The sequence below is a fragment of the Haladaptatus sp. R4 genome, from assembly GCF_001625445.1.
Lineage (GTDB): Archaea > Halobacteriota > Halobacteria > Halobacteriales > Haladaptataceae > Haladaptatus.
In genome coordinates this window covers 121186-139250 of sequence record NZ_LWHG01000032.1, presented here as the reverse complement: position 1 = coordinate 139250, position 18065 = coordinate 121186, and the positions used below count along the sequence as shown (strand labels likewise).

The following is an 18065-nucleotide window of genomic DNA, read 5'->3' as shown; positions in this document are numbered from 1 at the left end:
TTCGTGGGCGTCTACGACCCGCTCATCCGACTGAAAACGATGAAATTTAGTAACGAGAGGTGTCGTGATACGGTTCTACCGTACGGATAAAAGTCGATAGGTATCTCAACAGCTGGTCAGATCGATGCTGAAGCTCGCATCGCAGGAGAGCGAGTCTTTCTTGTCCGCAGGGGCACTTGCGGGATTGTACATCACGTCCGCGGTAAGTTCCACGTCGAACTCGTAGGTTCCCGTTTGGCAGTCTCCGTCCGTGCCGAAATCGATCAACATGTCCGTCCCACACGTCTTGTCCACCCGAAGCTCGGGATAGGTTGCGGTGAACCCGTCCTTGTCGCTCAGTCTCGAAATCGGGTTGTTATCCTTGGGGGCCAAACTGAGTGGACTCGGTGCAGGAATTTCGGACAACGACCACAGGGTATCGAGCGCGTACCGAACCACCGTCGGTATGGTCTCGCTGCCTTGGTCGTAGTACTGTATGTCCGAGACGGCGATATCGGCCGGACCCGACGCCTGACGGAACGTGAGTTCGAGGTTGTCGAGCGTGTAATACGTGGTGGAGTTCAGCCCCCAACTGAGACCTTGTTCGATGGTCGTCGCGTTGGAACTGATCGGCCCGCCGGTGGCAAGTTCTATACCGGCGATGTCGCCATAGCTGTCCGTATCGTGGTTCTGCACGAACGTTCCGTCGCCGCCGCCGCCACCACACTGTGCTTCGACACCGGTTGCGCATATGTTTGCCGCATCCGCTGGGGCGGAAAACGTGGTCGCTGAAAGCCCTCCGACTCCGAGCGCGCCGAGCCCGGCGAGGGATCCCTTCTTGATAACGTTCCGGCGATTTATCCCACTGTCCTCCGTTTCGGCTGCTTTTTCGTTTCCGTCTTTCATCGCTGCATGAGAAAACAGTTGGCCATTCGCACATAATATTATCTGACGACAAATTATTTATTTTATCTTTTGCAGAGAAATAATTGAACATATGTGGGAGACTAGATGTTGATTTACTAGTCGTGTTCTGATCCGATGCCGATCTCGACTATCGGTTTTCACTCTGTTCGTCCGCTTTCATCTTACTTGTCGTGGAACTCACCGTTTCCCGATTACAGGACTTTCGATCTCTACAAATGAAATGAAGTATTTTCCGAAGTGATTTTTCGTCACGCGGTCAGTTCACTGCCACGACAGCATCCGCCCTCGTGATCGTCCCATCGACGGTCGCGGGACCGGCGAACGACACGACTCGGGGAGCATCACAACACGGATGGACTATGGAACGTAGCGATGTGCAGATCCGGGGTTTGACACCCGGATACGCCCGTTTTCCACCGATGATTTCTCAGCAACGTTAAGAACTCGGACTCCTCCTATTCGGATATGCGAGCCTACCGGGCCAAAGTCGTCGAACCGATTCACCTCCCCGACCGCGACGAGCGCGTCGCGAACATCGAAGCGGCGGGCTACAACGTTTTCAACCTCGACTCCGAGGACGTGTTCATCGACCTGCTGACCGACAGCGGGACGGGAACGATGAGCGATGCACAGTGGGCCGCCATGATGCGCGGCGACGAGGCGTACGCGGGCAGTGACAGCTTCAAACGCCTCCAGGAGAGCGTTTCGGACGTGATGGGCTTCGACAAAATCGTCCCGGCCCATCAGGGCCGCGGCGCGGAGAACGTCCTTTACGGCGTCACCGTCTCCGAGGGCGATTACGTCCCGAACAACACCCACTTCGACACGACGCGGGCACACGTCGTCAACAACGGCGGGAAACCGGTCGATTGTCCCGTGGACGTCGCGCCGGACGACCCCTTCCAGGGTAACCTCGACCCCGACAAGGTCCGCGAGTTGGCCGACGAGGTCGGAGCGGAGAACATCCCCGCTGTCCTCGTCACCATCACGAACAACTCGATGGCGGGCCAACCCGTGAGCGTCGCAAACATCCGCGAGGCGCGCGAGGTGGCCGACGAACTCGACGCCCTGCTGGTCATCGACGCCTGCCGATTCGCGGAGAACGCGTACTTCGTCCAACAGCGCGAAGCCGAGTTCGAGGGGGAGGAGCGTGGCCGACATCGCCCGCGAGGAACTTTCCTACGCCGACGCCATCGTCATGAGCGGGAAGAAGGACGCGCTCGCCAACATCGGCGGGTTCGCTTCGGCGTGCGCGACGACGACCTGTTCGAACACGCGAAACAGCGCGGCATCCTCTACGAGGGGTTCACCACCTACGGTGGACTTGCCGGACGCGACCTGGAGGCGATGGCGGTCGGTCTTCGTGAAGCGGTCACTCAGCCCTACATCGAGTCACGCGTCGAGCAGGTCGCCGAACTCGGCGACCTGCTCCTCGAAGCGGACGTTCCGATTTACAGTCCCACCGGCGGCCACGCGGTGTACGTGGACGCGGAGGAGTTCCTGCCGGAAATCCCGCGCGAGCAGTATCCCGGACAGGTTCTCGTCGGCGAACTGTACCGCGAGGGCGGCGTTCGCGCCGTCGAACTCGGCGAGTTCGCGTTCCCCGGCGAGGACCGCCCGCAACTCGTCCGGCTCTGTCTCCCCCGCCGGACCTACTTCCGCGAGCATCTGGAACACATCGCCGAAACCTTCGAAGCGGTCGGCGAGAAGCGCGACCAACTCTCGGGCTTGGAAATCGTCTGGGAACCGCCGATGGAGGAACTGCGTCACTTCAGCGCGGAACTCGAACCCGTCGAATAAGGAACCATTGGCCGCCGCGTCTCACGAGTCCTATCGTGAACTATAGCGGCAATAGAGTCACCGTCTCGCAAGCTATTTGACTGCGCTACCGAATTCTCACGTAGCGAACCATCACTCACCGCGACAGATGAACACGAACGATATTCCCATTACCGTCCTGTTCACCGTCGATTCGCTTCGAGCGGACGCCCTGCCGAAGGACGGCGAGATTGCCGACCTCGAACGACGGGGAACCACATTCGAAAACGCCTTCGCACACGGCAACTGGACGCCGTTTTCCTTCCCCTCGATTCTCGGCGGTGACCACGTTTTCACCGATTCGAGCGACATCGGACTTTCCGATAGACCGACGCTCGCCGAAACGCTTCGAGACGCAGGAATTCCGACTGCGGGGTTCAACGGCGCGAACGGATTCCTGACCGACCATTGGGGCTACGACCGTGGCTTCGAGGCGTTCGAGACGTTCACGTCGAGCACGACCGACTCGTTTTACAGCAAATACCTCACCGCCCATCCGACCGTTCAGGCGTGGCTCCAAGTCGCGGCGTCGCCGTTCCGACGACTGCTCGGCGGCGACGGTGGAGCACGAAACGTCTCCCGGATGCAAGACGTGGAGCGTCACGCCATCGACTTCATCGAGCGCGCGGAACCGCCCTTCTTCCTCTGGGTGCACTACATGGACGTTCACACCCCGTACGTCCCCGCGCCGAAGTTCGTCCGCGACGAAACCGGGGTCAACGTCGGGTCGCTGAAGATGCTCAAGGCGCACGCCCAGGCGGGACTCGGTCGGGAGGTCAGCGGCGAGACGCTGGACAACCTCCAGTCGCTCTACCGCGCCGCGATTCGGCAGGTCGACGAGAGCGTCGGGCGCGTCCTCTCGGCGCTCTCGAAGCGGGGGCTACGGGACGATGCGTTCCTCGTCTTCGCGGGCGACCACGGCGAGGAGTTCATGGAACACGGCCACCTCGCTCACTACCCGAAACTGTACGAGGAGTTGATACACGTCCCGCTCCTCGTCTCGCATCCTGGCGGCGACACCGATGCCGACACCGTCGAACAGGCCGTCGGTCTCGACGCGATTCCGCCGACGATTTGCGATGCGATGGGGGTCGAACACGACTTCGACGGCGAGAGTTTGCTGGACCGGCAATCGGTCTCCACGCCGGTCACGTCCGTCGCCGTTCGCGGGCCGAACGTCACGTATCAGCCGATTCCGCGGCGATTGGACGACGGCGAACTACTCGTGAGCGCCAGGACGCGGGAGTGGACGTACATCTACCACACGGAATCCGAAAAACGCGAACTGTACGACCGCCGTGAGGACCCCAAGGAATCGAACGACCTGCTCTCCGGCGACGAGGACTCGCGGTCCCCGAGGGCCTTCACGAGGCCGTCGAGGAACGAATCGCCGCGATGGTGTCTGGGGGGTCCGACGACGAAAATCGAAGCGACGAGGACGGGGACGCCCCGCCGGAGGAAATCACGGACCGGTTGAAGGCTCTCGGGTATCAGTAAAACCCGATCATAGCGTCCGGCCACAAGTAAAACCCGATCATAGCGTCCGGCCACACGGTTTACGGCGGCGGCGGGCGACACTGTATGGGGGGAATGGGAGATGCAATCGGGAATGGAATTTCTCGTCGCCGTTGATGCGACGGATTCGAACGGGGGGAGTCAGTAATGACGCGCGTACTCGTGTTGTACGGTACGTCCGAAGGACAGACCGAGACTGTCGCTGAGCGAATCGGCGACGTGCTCGAAGCGGCGGGCCACGACCCGACCGTCACGCACGTCCTGTACCGGCCCGAGTCGCTCCGACTCACGGACTACGACGCGATCATCGTCGGCGCGTCGGTTCACGGCGGGAAACACCAGCGGTACGTCACACGCTACGTGAAAAAACAGGTGGACGAGTTGAATCGGCTACCGTCCGCGTTCTTCTCCGTGAGCCTTACCGCCGCCGAGGACACCGACGAGGCGCGGGACCGCGCCCGTCGATACGTCGCGGCGTTCCTCGCGGAGACGGGGTGGAATCCGGACGAAACCGCCGTCGTCCCGGGGGCGCTCAAATACAGACAGTACGGCACGCTCAAGCGGTTCGTCATGAAACAGGTCGCGAAACGGACGAGCGAGGACAGCGACACGTCGCGGGAGTACGAGTACACGGACTGGACGGACGTCGAGAGCTTCACGACCGACTTCGTCGGTTCGTTGGAGAAATCGTCCGCGAGGTAATATTACTCGTCGGAAAGCGAGGCCAGCACGCGGTCGAACCGACTTTTGTCGTCGTCCGCGATGCCGTCCAGTTCCGGACTGTCCACGACCGAGAGCATCGTTTCGGGGTCAACCATGCTGACGACCACGTCGTCGTCCGGTCTCGTAGACGACGACGTTGCAGGGGAGCAGGGTGCCGAGGTCGGATTCGGCGTCGAGTCCCTGCTTCGCCAGCGGCGGATTGCACGCGCCGAGAATCCGGTAGTTCGGGTAGTCCTCGATGTCCAGTTTCTTCGCGAACGCCTCGCTCACGTCGATGTCCGAGAGGATGCCGAACCCCTCGTCGGCCAGCGCATCGGTCGTTCGCTCGACGACCTCGTCGAATTCGCCGTCCACCTGCCGCTTTTCGTAGTACGTCATCGGCTTTCCCTACGGCGTCGGGGATGTTAGTAGTTGAGGTTTCGGCCAGCTTGTCTTGCAATGATGAAACAATACAAGTGGCTGTAGCACCTAGCTTCACCTGTAGCGTTCGTCGTCCCCCTGCGTCGGGACGACTACCACGATGAACGTCGATAACAGAGAACCATGACCCAACGAACCGATTCAGGCGATGTGTGTACCATCGACGACGGACCGAACTGCCGCACGTCCCCCGTCGAACAGTACGCGCTGTTCGTGAAACGAATCGCGCGAAAAGTACGGGGAATCGTCGGTTCGAACCCGGAGCGGGAGCGATAACGTCGTCTTTTCATCGGTTGTTCTGCCTCGAATCGTCGAAGCGGGCAACGAACGCGGAAATCCACAGGTTTATCAATACTGTATTTCATAGTATTGTGTATGACGAGCAATACCAATATCAGCCCGACGGAAGTCGCTGCACGGCTCCGAGACGGTGACAACGACCTGTACGTCCTCGACGTTCGAAACGAGGACGACTACGAGGAGTGGAACATCGACGGAAGCCACAACGTCCCCGTCTACGACCAGCTATCCGGCGGGAACGCCATCGGACTCGAACAGTCGCTCGATGAAATCCCCCACGACGCGGAAGTCGCAACCGTCTGTGTCGCTGGCGTCATCTCACAGCGGGCCGCACAGGTGCTCCGAAACAACGGCTACGACGCCAAATCGATGCAAGGTGGCATGCGTGGCTGGGCGATGGTGTATCAGGCCTATGACGTGACGGACGCGGACGCCGTCACACAGGTCGTCCGCCCCGGTACCGGTTGTCTCTCGTACCTCGTCGCGGACGGCGGCGAAGCGCTCGTCGTCGACCCCGGTCAGCACACCGAAGTGTATCAGAACCTCGCCGACACGCGTGACCTCGACATCGTGGCCGTCGCGGACACGCACGCTCACGCCGACCACATCAGCGGCGGGCGCGACCTCGCCGCGGCGGAGGACGTTCCGTATTACCTCCACGAGAAGGACGCGCGCGAACTCGACCGGTACACCGCGGTCGGAGACGGCGACGAGATTTCGGTCGGAAGCTACGACGTCGAAATCCTGTTCACGCCGGGCCACACCCACGGAAGCATCTCCTTCCTCGTCGGTGACGCCCTCCTGAGCGGCGACACCCTGTTCGTTCGAAGCGTCGGGCGCCCCGACCTCGAAGGCGGGAGCGACGTCGCCCGTGAGGGTGCGACGCTTCTCTTCGACAGTTTGGACCGACTCGCCGACCTCTCGGACGACACCGTCGTCCCCCCGGACACTTCAGCGACGAGGAGATACGGCCGCTCGGCGCGACCATCGAGCACCTCGAAGCGAACAACGAACTGTTCGGCATGGACACGAAGTCGGCATTCGTCGAAACGATCCTCGAAGACCTGCCGGACACGCCCGCGAACTACAACCGAATCAAGCGGGTGAACACCGGCAAAGAACGGGCTACGGCGGAAGCCGAAACGCTCGAACTCGGCCCCAACAACTGCGCGTCGAACTGAACCCGGCTCTCCGTTCGAAAGCTGAACTCGATTCACCCCCTCTTCGGAAACTGACCTCCGAATCCCCCTTCGAATGAACTACACACAGGGTATCCGACGCAACTGGCGGCAGTTCGCCCTTCAGTTGTTCGTCGTGTTCGCCGTCGGACTCACCATCGGGTCGGAACGGACCGTCGTTCCGGTCCTCGGCCGCGACGTTCTCGGCGTCGAGTCGCTCCTCGTCATCGGGTCGTTCGTCGTCAGTTTCGGCTTCGTCAAAGCGATTTTGAACCTCTACGGCGGCAAGTGGGCCGAGGAGTTCGGTCGTCGGCGCGTGCTCATCGCCGGATGGCTCGTGGCGCTGCCGATTCCGTTCGTCCTCATCTACGCGCCCAACTGGTGGTGGATAACCGGGGCGAACGTGCTACTGGGCGTGAACCAAGGCCTCGCGTGGAGTATGAGCGTCAACGCCAAGATCGACCTCGCGGGAAGCGAGGCACGCGGACTCGCGGTGGGATTGGACGAGGCGTTCGGCTACGGCGGCGTCGCAGTTGGGTCGTTGGTTACCGGGGTCGTCGCGGCTCAGTACGGCCTCCGGCCCGAACCGTTCTACGGCCTGCTCGGCGTCGTCGTCCTCGCAGGTCTCGTCTCCGTCCTCTTCGTGGAGGAGACGCTCCCGTACGCACGGGCCGAGTTCGACGGGGACGAGACGGACGCCGACCTGTCGTTTTCCGAGGTCGTCAAACGAGCGACGTACGGCGATCAGACGCTGTTCGCGGCGGCACAGGCGGGCAGCGTGGAGAAGTTCGTCGACGTTCTCGTCTGGATCGCGTTTCCGCTGTATCTCTCGGCGTCCGGCCTCGGCGTCGCCCAAATCGGGCTCGTCGTCGGCGTCTACGGCGGCGTCTGGGGCGTACTCCAACTGTGGACCGGCCGACTCGCCGATACGATCGGTCGTCGGCCGCCGGTCGTCGCCGGAATGTTCGTCGCCGGTGCGGGCGTGCTGGCCACCACCCTCGTCTCCGGATTTTCGTCGTGGGTCGTCACGGCGGGCGTGACGGGCGTCGGGATGGCGCTGTTGGTTATCCCAACCTCATCACGGTCGTCGGCGATGCCGCACATCCGTCGTGGCGGGCGACCGGACTCGGCGTGTATCGGATGTGGCGCGATGCTGGATACGGGTTCGGGGCGGTCGTCATCGGAATCACGGCCGACGTGTTCTCCATTCAGGACGCGTTCTACGTGACCGCATACGCGATGTTCGTTTCCGGAGTCATCGTTTTCGTCTCGATGCGCGAGACACACCCGACGCTCGGCGAGTACGAACGGCCGCGAACCGCCGAGCGAAACTCGGTTTCGGACGAGTAACTGGGGATGTGAGAAGAACGTGAGAAAACCGAGGACGTGGGAAACCGAGGATGTGGGAATTTAGTCCGCGTGGGCGGCCATCTCTTCTTCCCCTTCGCCGCTCGATTCGAAGTAGGTGACGTACAACTGCGCGGCGAAGACGACGGTGAAAATCACGTCGAGCACCGTCGTGTAGGCGTGCGGGACCGATCCGCCCGTCGCGTTGTGCTTCGGAATCAATCCACCGGCGGCCCACGCGTAGTGGGTGACGATACCGGCCACGGTCGCTACGACGAAGATGGAGACGAACAGCACCGCCGCCATCCGCTTCCCGTAGTATTTCCGGTACATGTCCACGATGTTCGGGACGATGAGGTCGGCGTAGATGAACGACATGACGCCGCCGAACGGGATGCCCGCGTTCCACAGCACGAGCGCGAAGGGGACGTTCGCCACCGAGCAGACGAACGTGATGATACCCACGAGGACGCCGATGGCCGACCCGAGGACGACCCACCCGACGGTTCCCTCCGGAACGAGCGTGAACAGTTGCGCCCACCACGCTCTGGGGATGAACGCCGCGAGGAGCGAGGCGACGATGAACCCGACGACAAGGTCGTCCCACAGCATCTGCCACTCGCCGATGGCGTTCCGGAAGGCGTTCTTCCACCCCGAGACGGTGAGCAGTTTGTCCTTCCACGTCGCGTCCTCCTGCTGATTGACGAACGTCTCCTTGCAGGACTGTGAGCAGAAGTATTCGGTTCCCTCGTCCGTCTCGACGCTGAGCGTGTCGTCGTCGTTCGGATCCACTTCCATGCCACAGACGGGGTCACGGACGGTACCGCTCTCCTCCTCGTTCGACCGAACGTGGTCGCGGGCCGCGTCGAACCACGAGTCCGGGACGACGTACTTCGTGATGGCGGCGAGCAACAGGATCATCAGAATCCCGCCGAATACGTCGGCGGCGACGAACTGCCACCCGAGCAGGATCCACATCACCAGTCCGATTTCGATGACGAGGTTCGTGCTGGCGAACTGAAACCCGGCGAACGAGGCTTCCGGCGATGCGCCCTTCTCGAACAGCGATTTCGTCGTCGCGACGGCCCCGAACGAGCAACTGGACGAGATCATCCCGAAGAAACTCCCGATGGTGATCTCCCGCAACCCACGCCCGCCCAGCAGGTTCGTCATCCGCTCTTCGCTCACGAACGCCTGCACCGCTCCCGAAATCGTGAATCCGAGGACGAGCGCCCACCACGTCTTCCACGTCATCTCCCCGAAGAACGTGGCGGCGTCGGTCAGGCTTCCTGCGATGTTCATGGAAACTAGTACGGCATCGAGGTTTTCTACAGTTGCGGCTAAAGGGGAAAATCCTCCGGTGTCCCGTTTCGCCCGACTGATCGCCTGACTCAGACTCTGTAACGCCGGATTCGATCTAAATGGCCGTCACCGATGTGGGTCTCGAAACTCCATCGCCATCTCAACCTAATATTCTTCGGTAGAAAAACGCCAGTCCCTTTTCTTCTGAGCTTATATCGTGCTCTCGTTCCACTGCGAGTAGCCGTTCCGACGACGCATCACTGGCGTATTTCCATGCTCGTGCTCGCCATCAACCATTGAGCGTCCGAATCGTCGGGGTTCCGTAACTCAACCCAGCCGTTATCACAGAACAACATCTCGTACTCGGCGTCCGACGACGGTGCATCGTCCGTCGTCTCGTTGTCCTCGACGGACATCTCACGCGCCCCCGCTGGCCGCGTGCAGGTCGGATACGATGCTGAATCGGCCGCGATTGTGAGTTCGGAACATGATTTCCTCGTCTCTTTCGGCGACCGATTCGTCCTTTGTTATGCGGCGCGATACCCGAAGTAAAGGGATCCTACCATCGATAGGTCGTCCCTTCGAAACGGGTCGCGGACTCAGTTACCGCCCGTGACGATGTCCGATACCCGGCCCCGGTCGAACAGTCGTTCGTCCTGCCGGAATTTCGGGATAGGGGTCGCCGTTCGTGTATCCGGGCCACTCGCCGAACTGCTCGGGATACAGCTGCTTCGCCGTCATCTCCAACTGGAAGAGGTTCATAAGCGGACCCTGAACCGGGTTTCCGGACGGATAGACGGCGTCGTTTTTGACCGCGGTGAGTTTACTCCCGACCGGGTCGTTCCCCATCTGCGTCCGGATTTTCTCCACGTCGTAGTACGAGGCGATTCCGTACCGTTCGAGGATGATGTCGGGATCGACCTTCAGCATCGTCTCGTAGTCGTACGTCGTCTGGTACGTCACGTTACTGTCCGTGAACGCGTCCGTCGCGCCGAGCGGCCTGATGTGGGCGTTGGCGAAGCCTTCGGTGTTTATCTTCCCGGGGTAGAACTTTCCGTCCATGAAAATCACGGAGCCGACGGTCGGTCGCTCGTCCTCCGGCGGCAGGTTCGATTGTATCCTGTCGATGAGGTCGTCGTGAACTGACGCGAGTTTCGCGTGCCGGTCCTCTTCCCGGAAGACGGCCGCGACCTTCTCCGCGATTTCCCACAGCGTGTAGTACTGGTAATCGTCCCGGTACGCCTTCGGCGGTTGGCTGTTCCGACGGCTGTAGTTGTTGCCGAACCACGGTGCGACGTTCTTCCGAATCTCCTCGATATCGGATTTCTCCCACCCCTTGAACGAGACCACGAGCGCCGGGTCGATCATGTGGAGGTCGGAGTCGAGCTTGTAGAACAGTTCCTTATCGATGTTGACGCCTCCCGTCCCGCTGTTGAGTTGGGTCAACCCGTCCCGGTCGAAGGAGACGCCATCGAGGCGTTCGTAGTACGCATCCAGCGTGTTTCCACCGGCCTCGGAGTCGAAGCCGAGGGAGTTCACCGCGTCGCCGTGTCCGTACGCCACCGCCGCGTCGGCGTACAGCAGGCTGTAGATCATCACGTTCTCCGGGACGCTCTCGAACTCGACCTCGCCGACCGGCGACATCGTCACCGAGTACGGCCCGTCCTCGCCACCTTGGTCCGTCGTTTTGCTCGTCTCGCTCGTCCCGCTCGTTTCGTCCGTGGAACTCGTCCCCTCGGTCGAGGTGTTCCCGGACGTCTGTTCGCCTCCGCTGCTCGAACAGCCCGCTAGCACGCCGCCGGTGACGACTGCGCCGCCGTATTTCAGGTACTGCCTTCGCGTCGGTACGCCGGTCCTACTGCCGTTGTTGTCTGTCATGTTCAAAACGCTCCGTTGACGATGTCCCTCACTCGTTGTCTGTCGAACAGTTTCTCGTCCGCGCCGAACTCGTCCGGATACACCTGCTTGACCGTCCGCTCGGTGTTGAACAGGTTGAGAAGCGGTCCCGCCTGTGGCGGTCCGCCGGGGTAGACGGCGTCGTCTTTGACGGCCGTGAGTTTCTCCCCGACGGTGTGGTCTCGCATGGGTTCGACGTAGGTACGACGCCACTCGTCGGTCCCGCGGAGTTCGGTCGAATCCATCGCCGACGGAATCTGTGCGTCGTAGATGAGCACGTCGGGGTCCACGTCCAGCAGCGTCTCGTATCCGACCGTCGGATACTCCCCGGCCTCGACGTCCATCGACGCCCACGCGTCCTCGAAACCGGCATCGCGGTAGTGCATCTGCCGGAACCCCTCGTCTCTGAGTTGAATGAGCTGAAACGATCCCTTCGAGGGGTTCGACCCGACGAAGAGGACGCCGACGGTCGGCCGGTCGCTCTCGGCGGGCAATCGGCCCTCGATGTCGTCGAGCATCTCCGCGTGTAACTGTCTGAACTGTTTCCCGCGGGCCTGCTCGCGGAACACTTCGGCAACCTTGTCGAAGAGGTCGTACAGCGACGGCATGTAGTCGCTGTTCCAGTCGTACGGCCGGGCACCGTACGCGCCGAAGAACGGGCCGACGTTCTTCGATACCTCCTCGATGTCCTTCTCCGACATGCCGTACGCCTGCAGGTAGTTCGGGTCGGCGAAGTGCACGTCGGAGTCCGCTTCGTAGAATATCTCCTTGTCGAAGCCGCCGTCCTGCCAGATGACGGGGATTTCGTCGGGGTTCACGTCGATGGATATTCCCGTCGCTTCGAACGCCACGGCCGGGAACAACCCGAATCCGGTGGCGACGACCCCGTCCAGTTGTCCGAGCGCGATGCCCATATCGAGGTACGCGGGACCGCCGGGGTTCGACCAGCGTTCGGGCACCGACTCGAATTCGACCGCCCCGACTGGCTCCATCGTGACCGTGTACGACCCGTCGGCGTCGGTCGTTTTCACCGTTTCAGCGTCGGACCCGTCCGTCGGTTCGCTCGTCGCCTTCGTTTTCCCGTCTTCGGGCGTCGAATCGCTCGTACACCCCGCCAACAGTCCGCCGCCGATGACGACGCCGCCGTATTTGACGTACTCGCGTCGCGTCGATCCGTCGCTCCCGTCGCGCATTCAGAACTCTCCCTTGATGATGTCCGCAACCCGCTTGACGGTCGAACAGTTGTTCGTCGTTCGTTACCTCGCCGAACGTATCTGGATACAGTTGTTTCGCCGCGCGCTCGGTCAGGAAGAGGTTCTGAATCGGTCCCTGATAGAGGTAGCCACCGCGATAGACCCGCCCGTTCTTCACGGCGGTTAGTTTGCTCGCGACGGGGTGGTTCCGCATGAATTCGAGGACCGTGTTCCGGAATTCGGTCGCTGACTGTCGCTCATGAGCGCGCAGCAGTATCACGTCGGGGTCGATTTCGAGCATCGTCTCGTAGTCGATTCGCCCGCGGTCGGTGGTGCTGATGCCGTCGATTCCGCTGCTGGCGAGCGCGTCGCTGACGCCGAGATCGTGCCACTGCTTCTTGCTGGTCCCCTTGTCGTTGATCCGATACGGCGAGAACTTCACTGGTTCGTTGCTCCCTTCGTACACGAGCAACACGTTCGGACGCTCGTCGGCCGGTGGGAGTTTGGCTTGAATATCGGCGATGAACTCGTCGTGGAGTGTTTCGAACGCCTCGTACCGTTCCCGTTCCTGGAAGAGTTCGGCTATCTTTTCGAACGCCTCGTAGAGTGTGTAGTACCGATAGTCGTGCCACTCGTCCTCGCGGCGGAAAATCACGTTCCCGACGAACGGTCCGACCTTCGTCGTGATCTCTTCGACGTCCTTCTCGCTCCAGTCGAACCAGTTGACGAGCATCTTCGGGTCCATGACGTGCACGTCGTTGTCGAGTTCGTAGAACAGTTCTTTGGACATCCCGGCTTTGCCGAAATCGTTCTTTTCGAGCGTCTTTCGGTCGACGCTCACGCCGGGCAGTTCGTCGTAGACGCCGGTGTAGTACCGGTCCGGACTACCGATACCCGTCATCCCATCGGCCTTCCCCAGCGCGACGCCCATGTCCGCATAACCGCCGTCGTATGCGACCCATCGACCGGGTACCGACTCGAACGTGACCTTCCCGGTCGTGCCATCGAAACCGAATAGGACTCGTCTTCCGTCTCCGTCGACCCGTCGGACGACTTCGATGTGGTCGTCGTCCGTGTCGTCGATGATGCTTCCGTTTCCGTTTTGTTTGCACATCCCGCCAACAACCCGCCGCCGATGACGACGCCACCGTACTTGACGTAGTCGCGTCGTGTCGGCATTTCGTGGCTTCCACCGTCTCTTGCCATGTTTTTAGGCTAGCCTAACAACTGATAACTACTTCGATTTTTTAGGCTAGCCTAAAAGAGGCCGTGAAAGAAACGTCACTCCACTCGTTCGTCGCTTCCCTCGGTTCCACGTTCGTCCCTGATTTCGCGGGCGGCTTCGAGGATGAGTTCGTCGTCGATGTGTTCGAGGAGGGTTTCGTGTCCCTGCCGACGCCGACGTTCGATTTCCTCGTCGGGCAGATACGCCTCGAACCGCCGGTCGATTTCCCGCTCGCGGAGTTCGGTTCGCCCGTCCTCGTCGAGATCGTAGTCGTCGGGTGTCTGCTCGGCGAACCATTCACGCCATCGGTCACGGTCGCTCCACTCGCCGGTTCTCCCCGCCTCGCGTCGTATCCAATCGTACTGGCTTGCGATCGTTTCGGGATAGCCGCGTTCCTCCCGAACGTCTTCGAGAAGCGTGATACCGACGCGTGCACCGCGTCCGGCGGCCATGAGCGTCTGTCGATCCGCCGCCTCCGCGGGTGCCGCGACGTACAAGCCATCGATTTGTGTCGTCCCGTCGTCCTCGGCGTACGACCTGTTGAACTTTTCGTACTCGTCGCCGTCGTACTCGTACGTCTCGAACATCGACCCGTCGTCCAGCGATGAGAGATACTCGCCGCCGTAGCGGGTCGCGGCGACCACCCGATCACTCGTGATCCGGCGTCCGTCTTGCGTTTCGACGACGAACCCGTCTTCCCCTTCCTCGACTACCTCCACCGATTCGACCAAATCGGATACGAGTTCACAGCCCGCTTTCTCGACGTGGTCGTGCATCAACTCGTAGAACGTTTGGATGTCGATACCCGCCGGAAATCCGAGGTAGTTCTCCAGATGGCCGCACCGTCGGAGCGAGGATTTCCCGCGGTCGAACACCACGACGTCGAGTCCGTATCGCGCGGCGAACACCCCGACGGCACTGCCCGTCGGCCGCCGCCGACGACGACGACGTCGTTCTCCGCCCTCGGTCGCCGTCATCGATGATCACCGTATCGGGCCCTCTGCCGTCCCATCCGTGAGATCTCGTCGTCTCTCCCGTTTCGAGCCATGTTTTTAGGCTCGCCTAAAACAGTAAAGCGTTTTCGGATTCCGAGACGTCTCTCGTTCCGCTCACCGGGGCATCCCACAGCCGGGACACAACGGCGGCCCGGCGTCCGGGAGTGCGAGTCCGCAGTTCGGGCACACGTTCTCCTCGTCGGGCGACGAGAGTTCGTCGAGGGCCGCCTCGGTCGTCTCGCGGACCCCATCGAGCGTCCCGATTTCGCCGTTCGGTTCGTCGACCGCCTCGGGATCATCGATCCCATCGAGCGCGAACGCCGCTCTCTCGCGGACGAACTCCGGTTCGTCCTCGCATCGACCCTCCAACCGCGAGGTCGCTTCCGGCGAAACCGACCCATCCTCAGCGCGTGCGGTCAATCCCAGCGCTTCGGCGGCCCGCCCCCGAACGTGGTCGCATTCGTCGTCCAACCGCGTCGTGAGCGCGTCGGTCGCTTCCCCGATTTTTTCGGGTTTCGCACAGCCGACAGCCACCAACGCCGTGCAGAGATGGTAGCGGACGAGTTCGTCGTCGTCATCGAGGTGGTCGGTGAGCTTCGAGACGCGATGGGCGAGCCGATTCGGATCGCCGAGCGAGACGTGTTCGAGCGCTTTCGCCAACTTCCGTTTCACTTCCGGTTCGTCGAACGACAGTCCGATCTGTAGATCGGCCATCAGTTCGGGCGACGTGACCGAATCCGGGTGGTCGAGGGCGACGTAGCCGAGCGCCTCGGCCGAGCGAGCGCGAACGTAGTAGAACTCCTCGTCGTCCGCGCGCGCTCGGCGAGCGCTGGCACGACCAGCGCGACGGCGTCGGATTCGTGCTTGGCGACGGCGACGAACGTCTTCGCCGTCGTCAACCGAACCGACCGCTCCGCGTCCGTGAGGAATCGAACGAGCGCCGGGACGACCGGTGCCAGCGCGTCGGGCGTCTCCTCGCCGACGCGTTGGAGTTCCTGTGACAGCCCTCTTCGGTCGTCGGCCGGTGCCGTTTCGAACCGCTTCAGGCAGGCAGTCACGTCGTCGTACGCCCGTGCGTCGAGCAGTTCGCTCACCTCCTCGACGGTCGGTGGCTGGGATACGTCCTCCATTTTCTCTGTGTCACCTGTAGCGTCTCACGGCGACACCAAAAATACGCGGGACGATGGGTCGATCCGAATCCGACCGATTCCGACTACTCCAACATGACGACGCTCCGTTCGACCGCTTCCCGCTTTCCGATAAGTGTCACCACGTCGCCCTCTTGAATCCTCAGGGTCGGTTTCGGGACGATGAATTCGTCGTCGCGGCGGAACAGTGCGATGACGGCGTCGTTCTCTAGTTCGATTTGCTGTATCTGTTCGCCGACGGCCGCGTCCGACTTGACGACGACCTCCGCGATTTCGTTCTCGTCGCCGACCGCCGACAGCCATTCGTAGAAGTTCGGCCGGAGGATCAGATCGTCCATCATGTCTACCGTCGCCGTGACCGGCGTCACCGGCTGAACGCCGAGGTCGGAGAAGGCGTCCGCGTTCTCGAGTTTGTTCACCTGTGCGATGAGTCGGTCGATGCCGAACCGGGTTCGTGCCGTCTGGCAGGCGAGGATGTTCTGGTCGTCGTCGCTCGTCGCGGCGCTGACCATCTTCGCGCGGTCACCCCCCGCCTCTTCGAGCACGGCCGCGTCCGTTCCGTTGCCGCGAACCACCGAGTAGCCCTCCGACCGCAACTCGTTGATAACCCGCACCGTCGCGTTCGATGATGATGGCGTTTCGCCGCGTTTGTCCAACCTGTCCGCCAGCGCCCGTCCGATTCGGCTCCCGCCGATGATGAGTACGGTCATGGGTATGATGTCGAGTGTTTTGGCCGCGAGCGGCGCGCCGCCTGCCTCCACGACGACGGTCACCAAAATCACGAGGAAGACGACGTGAACGACGCTCTTCGCGTTCGGCACCCCCGCGTTGGCGAGTTGTAGCGAGAACAGCGTCGCGGTCGAAGCGGGGATGATCCCGCGCGGGCCGACCGCGGCAATGAACGTGCGTTCGTTCCACGTGAACTGCGTCCCGGTCGTCGAGAGAAACACCGCTAGCGGGCGAATCACGACCATCGCCAAAACCACGACGATGAGACCGCCCACCCCGAGCGTGAGGAGATGCCGGAAGTCCAGCAGCGACGCGAGATGATGTACACCACGCTCAACACGATGGTCGTGACATCGCCGCTGAATCCCGCTATTTCCCGCTCGAACGGGATATCCACGGTACCCAGAATCAGCCCCGCGACCGCCACGGTCACGATGCCCGCTTCCGACGCTAACGCGTCCGCGATGGCGTAGGAGATCAGCGCCGTCCCGATGACGGTGATCCGCGAGTTCTGTGGAGACAGGCTCAGGTATCGAAGGACGTATCCCGCCAGCAAGGCCGTGATTATCCCGATGAGAACGCCGGTTCCGATTCTCGACACGAAATCCACGATGACGTCCGCGCCCATGTGCCCCCCGAACGGGTCGGGATGGTAGCCCAACGCGGCCACGCTGAAGATGACCGCGCCCAACACGGAGGCGGTCACGTCGTTGATAACGCCTTCCGTCTCCAGTAGCGTCTTGACGCCCTCTCGAACCTCGATTTGATTCAATACGGGCGTGATGACGGTCGGTCCGGTCGCCACGAGCAGCGCGGCGATGAGACACGAGAGGTTCCACTGGAGGCCGAGAAGATAGTGGACGAGGCCGCAGAGGGAGACGAACGTCAGTGCCGCCCCGCCCGTCACCAGTTTCAGCGTCGATTTCGGCGCGGTCACGAACGTTCGACGCGGACAGCGTGAACGCCCCTTCGAGGATGATGATGGCGACCGCCAGCGAGACGATAGTCGAGAGCGAGTCGTCGAACAGCGTCGGGTCGATGAGTCCAACCCCTGCCGGTCCGAACAGGATGCCGAAACCCAGCAGAAACACCACGTTCGGAATCTCGTACCGGTCCGCGAGCAGTTTCGACGCCGCTCCGAGCGCGATTATCGACGCCGACACGAGGAGCAGATCCGATGACATTGGCTGGATGGACTTCGCTGATGGGTTCTCGCATCAATTGAACGTCATGAATCACGATAGGTCTTGCTCCGACGTTCGTGGTGAGGAGTTGGATCTGAAGTCGGTTTTGCTGTAATCGTAGCTACAGGTGAGCTGACTTCGAACGTCCTCAGCCGTGTGCGACGAACGAAGGAGTTGATTCTGCTG

13 protein-coding genes and 6 pseudogenes are annotated in these 18065 nt (G+C 61.7%); 6 read left to right on the top strand and 13 right to left on the bottom strand.

What is annotated here, in order from left to right; all coding sequences use genetic code 11:
* Positions 1 to 105: 105 nt before the first annotated feature.
* Complete coding sequence (locus A4G99_RS22430) at positions 106 to 885, bottom strand: hypothetical protein (protein ID WP_066148446.1); 780 nt, start codon at positions 883 to 885, stop codon at positions 106 to 108.
* 486 nt (positions 886 to 1371) lie between these two features.
* Here A4G99_RS22430 and A4G99_RS22425 point away from each other — a divergent pair, with 486 nt between their 5' ends.
* From A4G99_RS22425 to A4G99_RS22415, 3 genes are all read left to right on the top strand, one after another.
* A complete protein-coding gene (locus A4G99_RS22425; protein WP_082837998.1) occupies positions 1372 to 2706 on the top strand; it encodes a tryptophanase in 1335 nt (444 codons plus the stop codon).
* A 127-nt stretch (positions 2707 to 2833) separates the two neighbouring features.
* A complete protein-coding gene (locus tag A4G99_RS22420) occupies positions 2834 to 4201 on the top strand; it encodes a sulfatase-like hydrolase/transferase (protein ID WP_223302148.1) in 1368 nt (455 codons plus the stop codon).
* A gap of 185 nt (positions 4202 to 4386) precedes the next feature.
* Positions 4387 to 4941 (top strand): flavodoxin domain-containing protein, encoded by a 555-nt coding sequence (locus A4G99_RS22415; protein ID WP_066148444.1) that lies wholly within the window; start codon positions 4387 to 4389, stop codon positions 4939 to 4941.
* 2 nt (positions 4942 to 4943) lie between these two features.
* On the opposite strand, the pseudogene A4G99_RS22410 reads toward A4G99_RS22415, so the two are convergent.
* Positions 4944 to 5340 (bottom strand): annotated as a pseudogene (locus A4G99_RS22410) (DUF302 domain-containing protein).
* A gap of 165 nt (positions 5341 to 5505) precedes the next feature.
* Between A4G99_RS22410 and A4G99_RS26270 the strand changes: the two are divergent.
* The 3 genes and pseudogenes from A4G99_RS26270 (at position 5506) to A4G99_RS22400 (ending at position 8210) form a co-directional block, all read left to right on the top strand.
* Positions 5506 to 5658, top strand: a complete 153-nt coding sequence (locus tag A4G99_RS26270; protein ID WP_190303852.1) for a hypothetical protein — start codon at positions 5506 to 5508, stop codon at positions 5656 to 5658.
* 99 nt (positions 5659 to 5757) lie between these two features.
* Positions 5758 to 6863, top strand: a pseudogene (locus A4G99_RS22405) (MBL fold metallo-hydrolase).
* Positions 6864 to 6936: 73 nt separating this feature from the next.
* Positions 6937 to 8210: pseudogene (locus tag A4G99_RS22400) on the top strand (MFS transporter).
* 60 nt (positions 8211 to 8270) lie between these two features.
* On the opposite strand, the gene A4G99_RS22395 reads toward A4G99_RS22400, so the two are convergent.
* The 11 genes and pseudogenes from A4G99_RS22395 to A4G99_RS29085 all read right to left on the bottom strand — a co-directional run.
* The gene (locus A4G99_RS22395; protein ID WP_066148442.1) at positions 8271 to 9509 is read right to left on the bottom strand and encodes a permease; all 1239 of its coding nucleotides are present in this window, start codon (positions 9507 to 9509) and stop codon (positions 8271 to 8273) included.
* Between the two features lie 257 nt (positions 9510 to 9766).
* Positions 9767 to 9925: a hypothetical protein gene (locus A4G99_RS26265; protein WP_190303851.1), complete on the bottom strand. Its 159-nt coding sequence runs from the start codon at positions 9923 to 9925 to the stop codon at positions 9767 to 9769.
* Between the two features lie 183 nt (positions 9926 to 10108).
* Positions 10109 to 11387 (bottom strand): annotated as a pseudogene (locus A4G99_RS22390) (ABC transporter substrate-binding protein).
* A 2-nt stretch (positions 11388 to 11389) separates the two neighbouring features.
* A complete protein-coding gene (locus tag A4G99_RS22385) occupies positions 11390 to 12598 on the bottom strand; it encodes an ABC transporter substrate-binding protein (RefSeq protein WP_066148441.1) in 1209 nt (402 codons plus the stop codon).
* Positions 12599 to 13804 (bottom strand): annotated as a pseudogene (locus A4G99_RS22380) (ABC transporter substrate-binding protein).
* Positions 13805 to 13879: 75 nt separating this feature from the next.
* A complete protein-coding gene (locus A4G99_RS22375; protein ID WP_342764545.1) occupies positions 13880 to 14800 on the bottom strand; it encodes a thioredoxin reductase in 921 nt (306 codons plus the stop codon).
* A 132-nt stretch (positions 14801 to 14932) separates the two neighbouring features.
* Positions 14933 to 15532, bottom strand: a complete 600-nt coding sequence (locus A4G99_RS28040; RefSeq protein ID WP_223302145.1) for a HEAT repeat domain-containing protein — start codon at positions 15530 to 15532, stop codon at positions 14933 to 14935.
* A complete protein-coding gene (locus tag A4G99_RS28035; protein ID WP_223302144.1) occupies positions 15532 to 15948 on the bottom strand; it encodes a hypothetical protein in 417 nt (138 codons plus the stop codon). Before A4G99_RS28035 ends, A4G99_RS28040 begins: the two co-directional genes overlap by 1 nt.
* Before the next feature lie 83 nt (positions 15949 to 16031).
* On the bottom strand, positions 16032 to 16940 hold the full coding sequence (locus A4G99_RS28030) for a TrkA family potassium uptake protein (RefSeq protein ID WP_223302143.1): 909 nt from the start codon (positions 16938 to 16940) through the stop codon (positions 16032 to 16034).
* Complete coding sequence (locus A4G99_RS28025; RefSeq protein ID WP_255359187.1) at positions 16931 to 17632, bottom strand: cation:proton antiporter; 702 nt, start codon at positions 17630 to 17632, stop codon at positions 16931 to 16933. Before A4G99_RS28025 ends, A4G99_RS28030 begins: the two co-directional genes overlap by 10 nt.
* 76 nt (positions 17633 to 17708) lie before the next feature.
* A pseudogene (locus A4G99_RS29085) lies at positions 17709 to 17879 on the bottom strand (hypothetical protein); the annotation flags it as partial.
* Between the last annotated feature and the right edge of the window lie 186 nt (positions 17880 to 18065).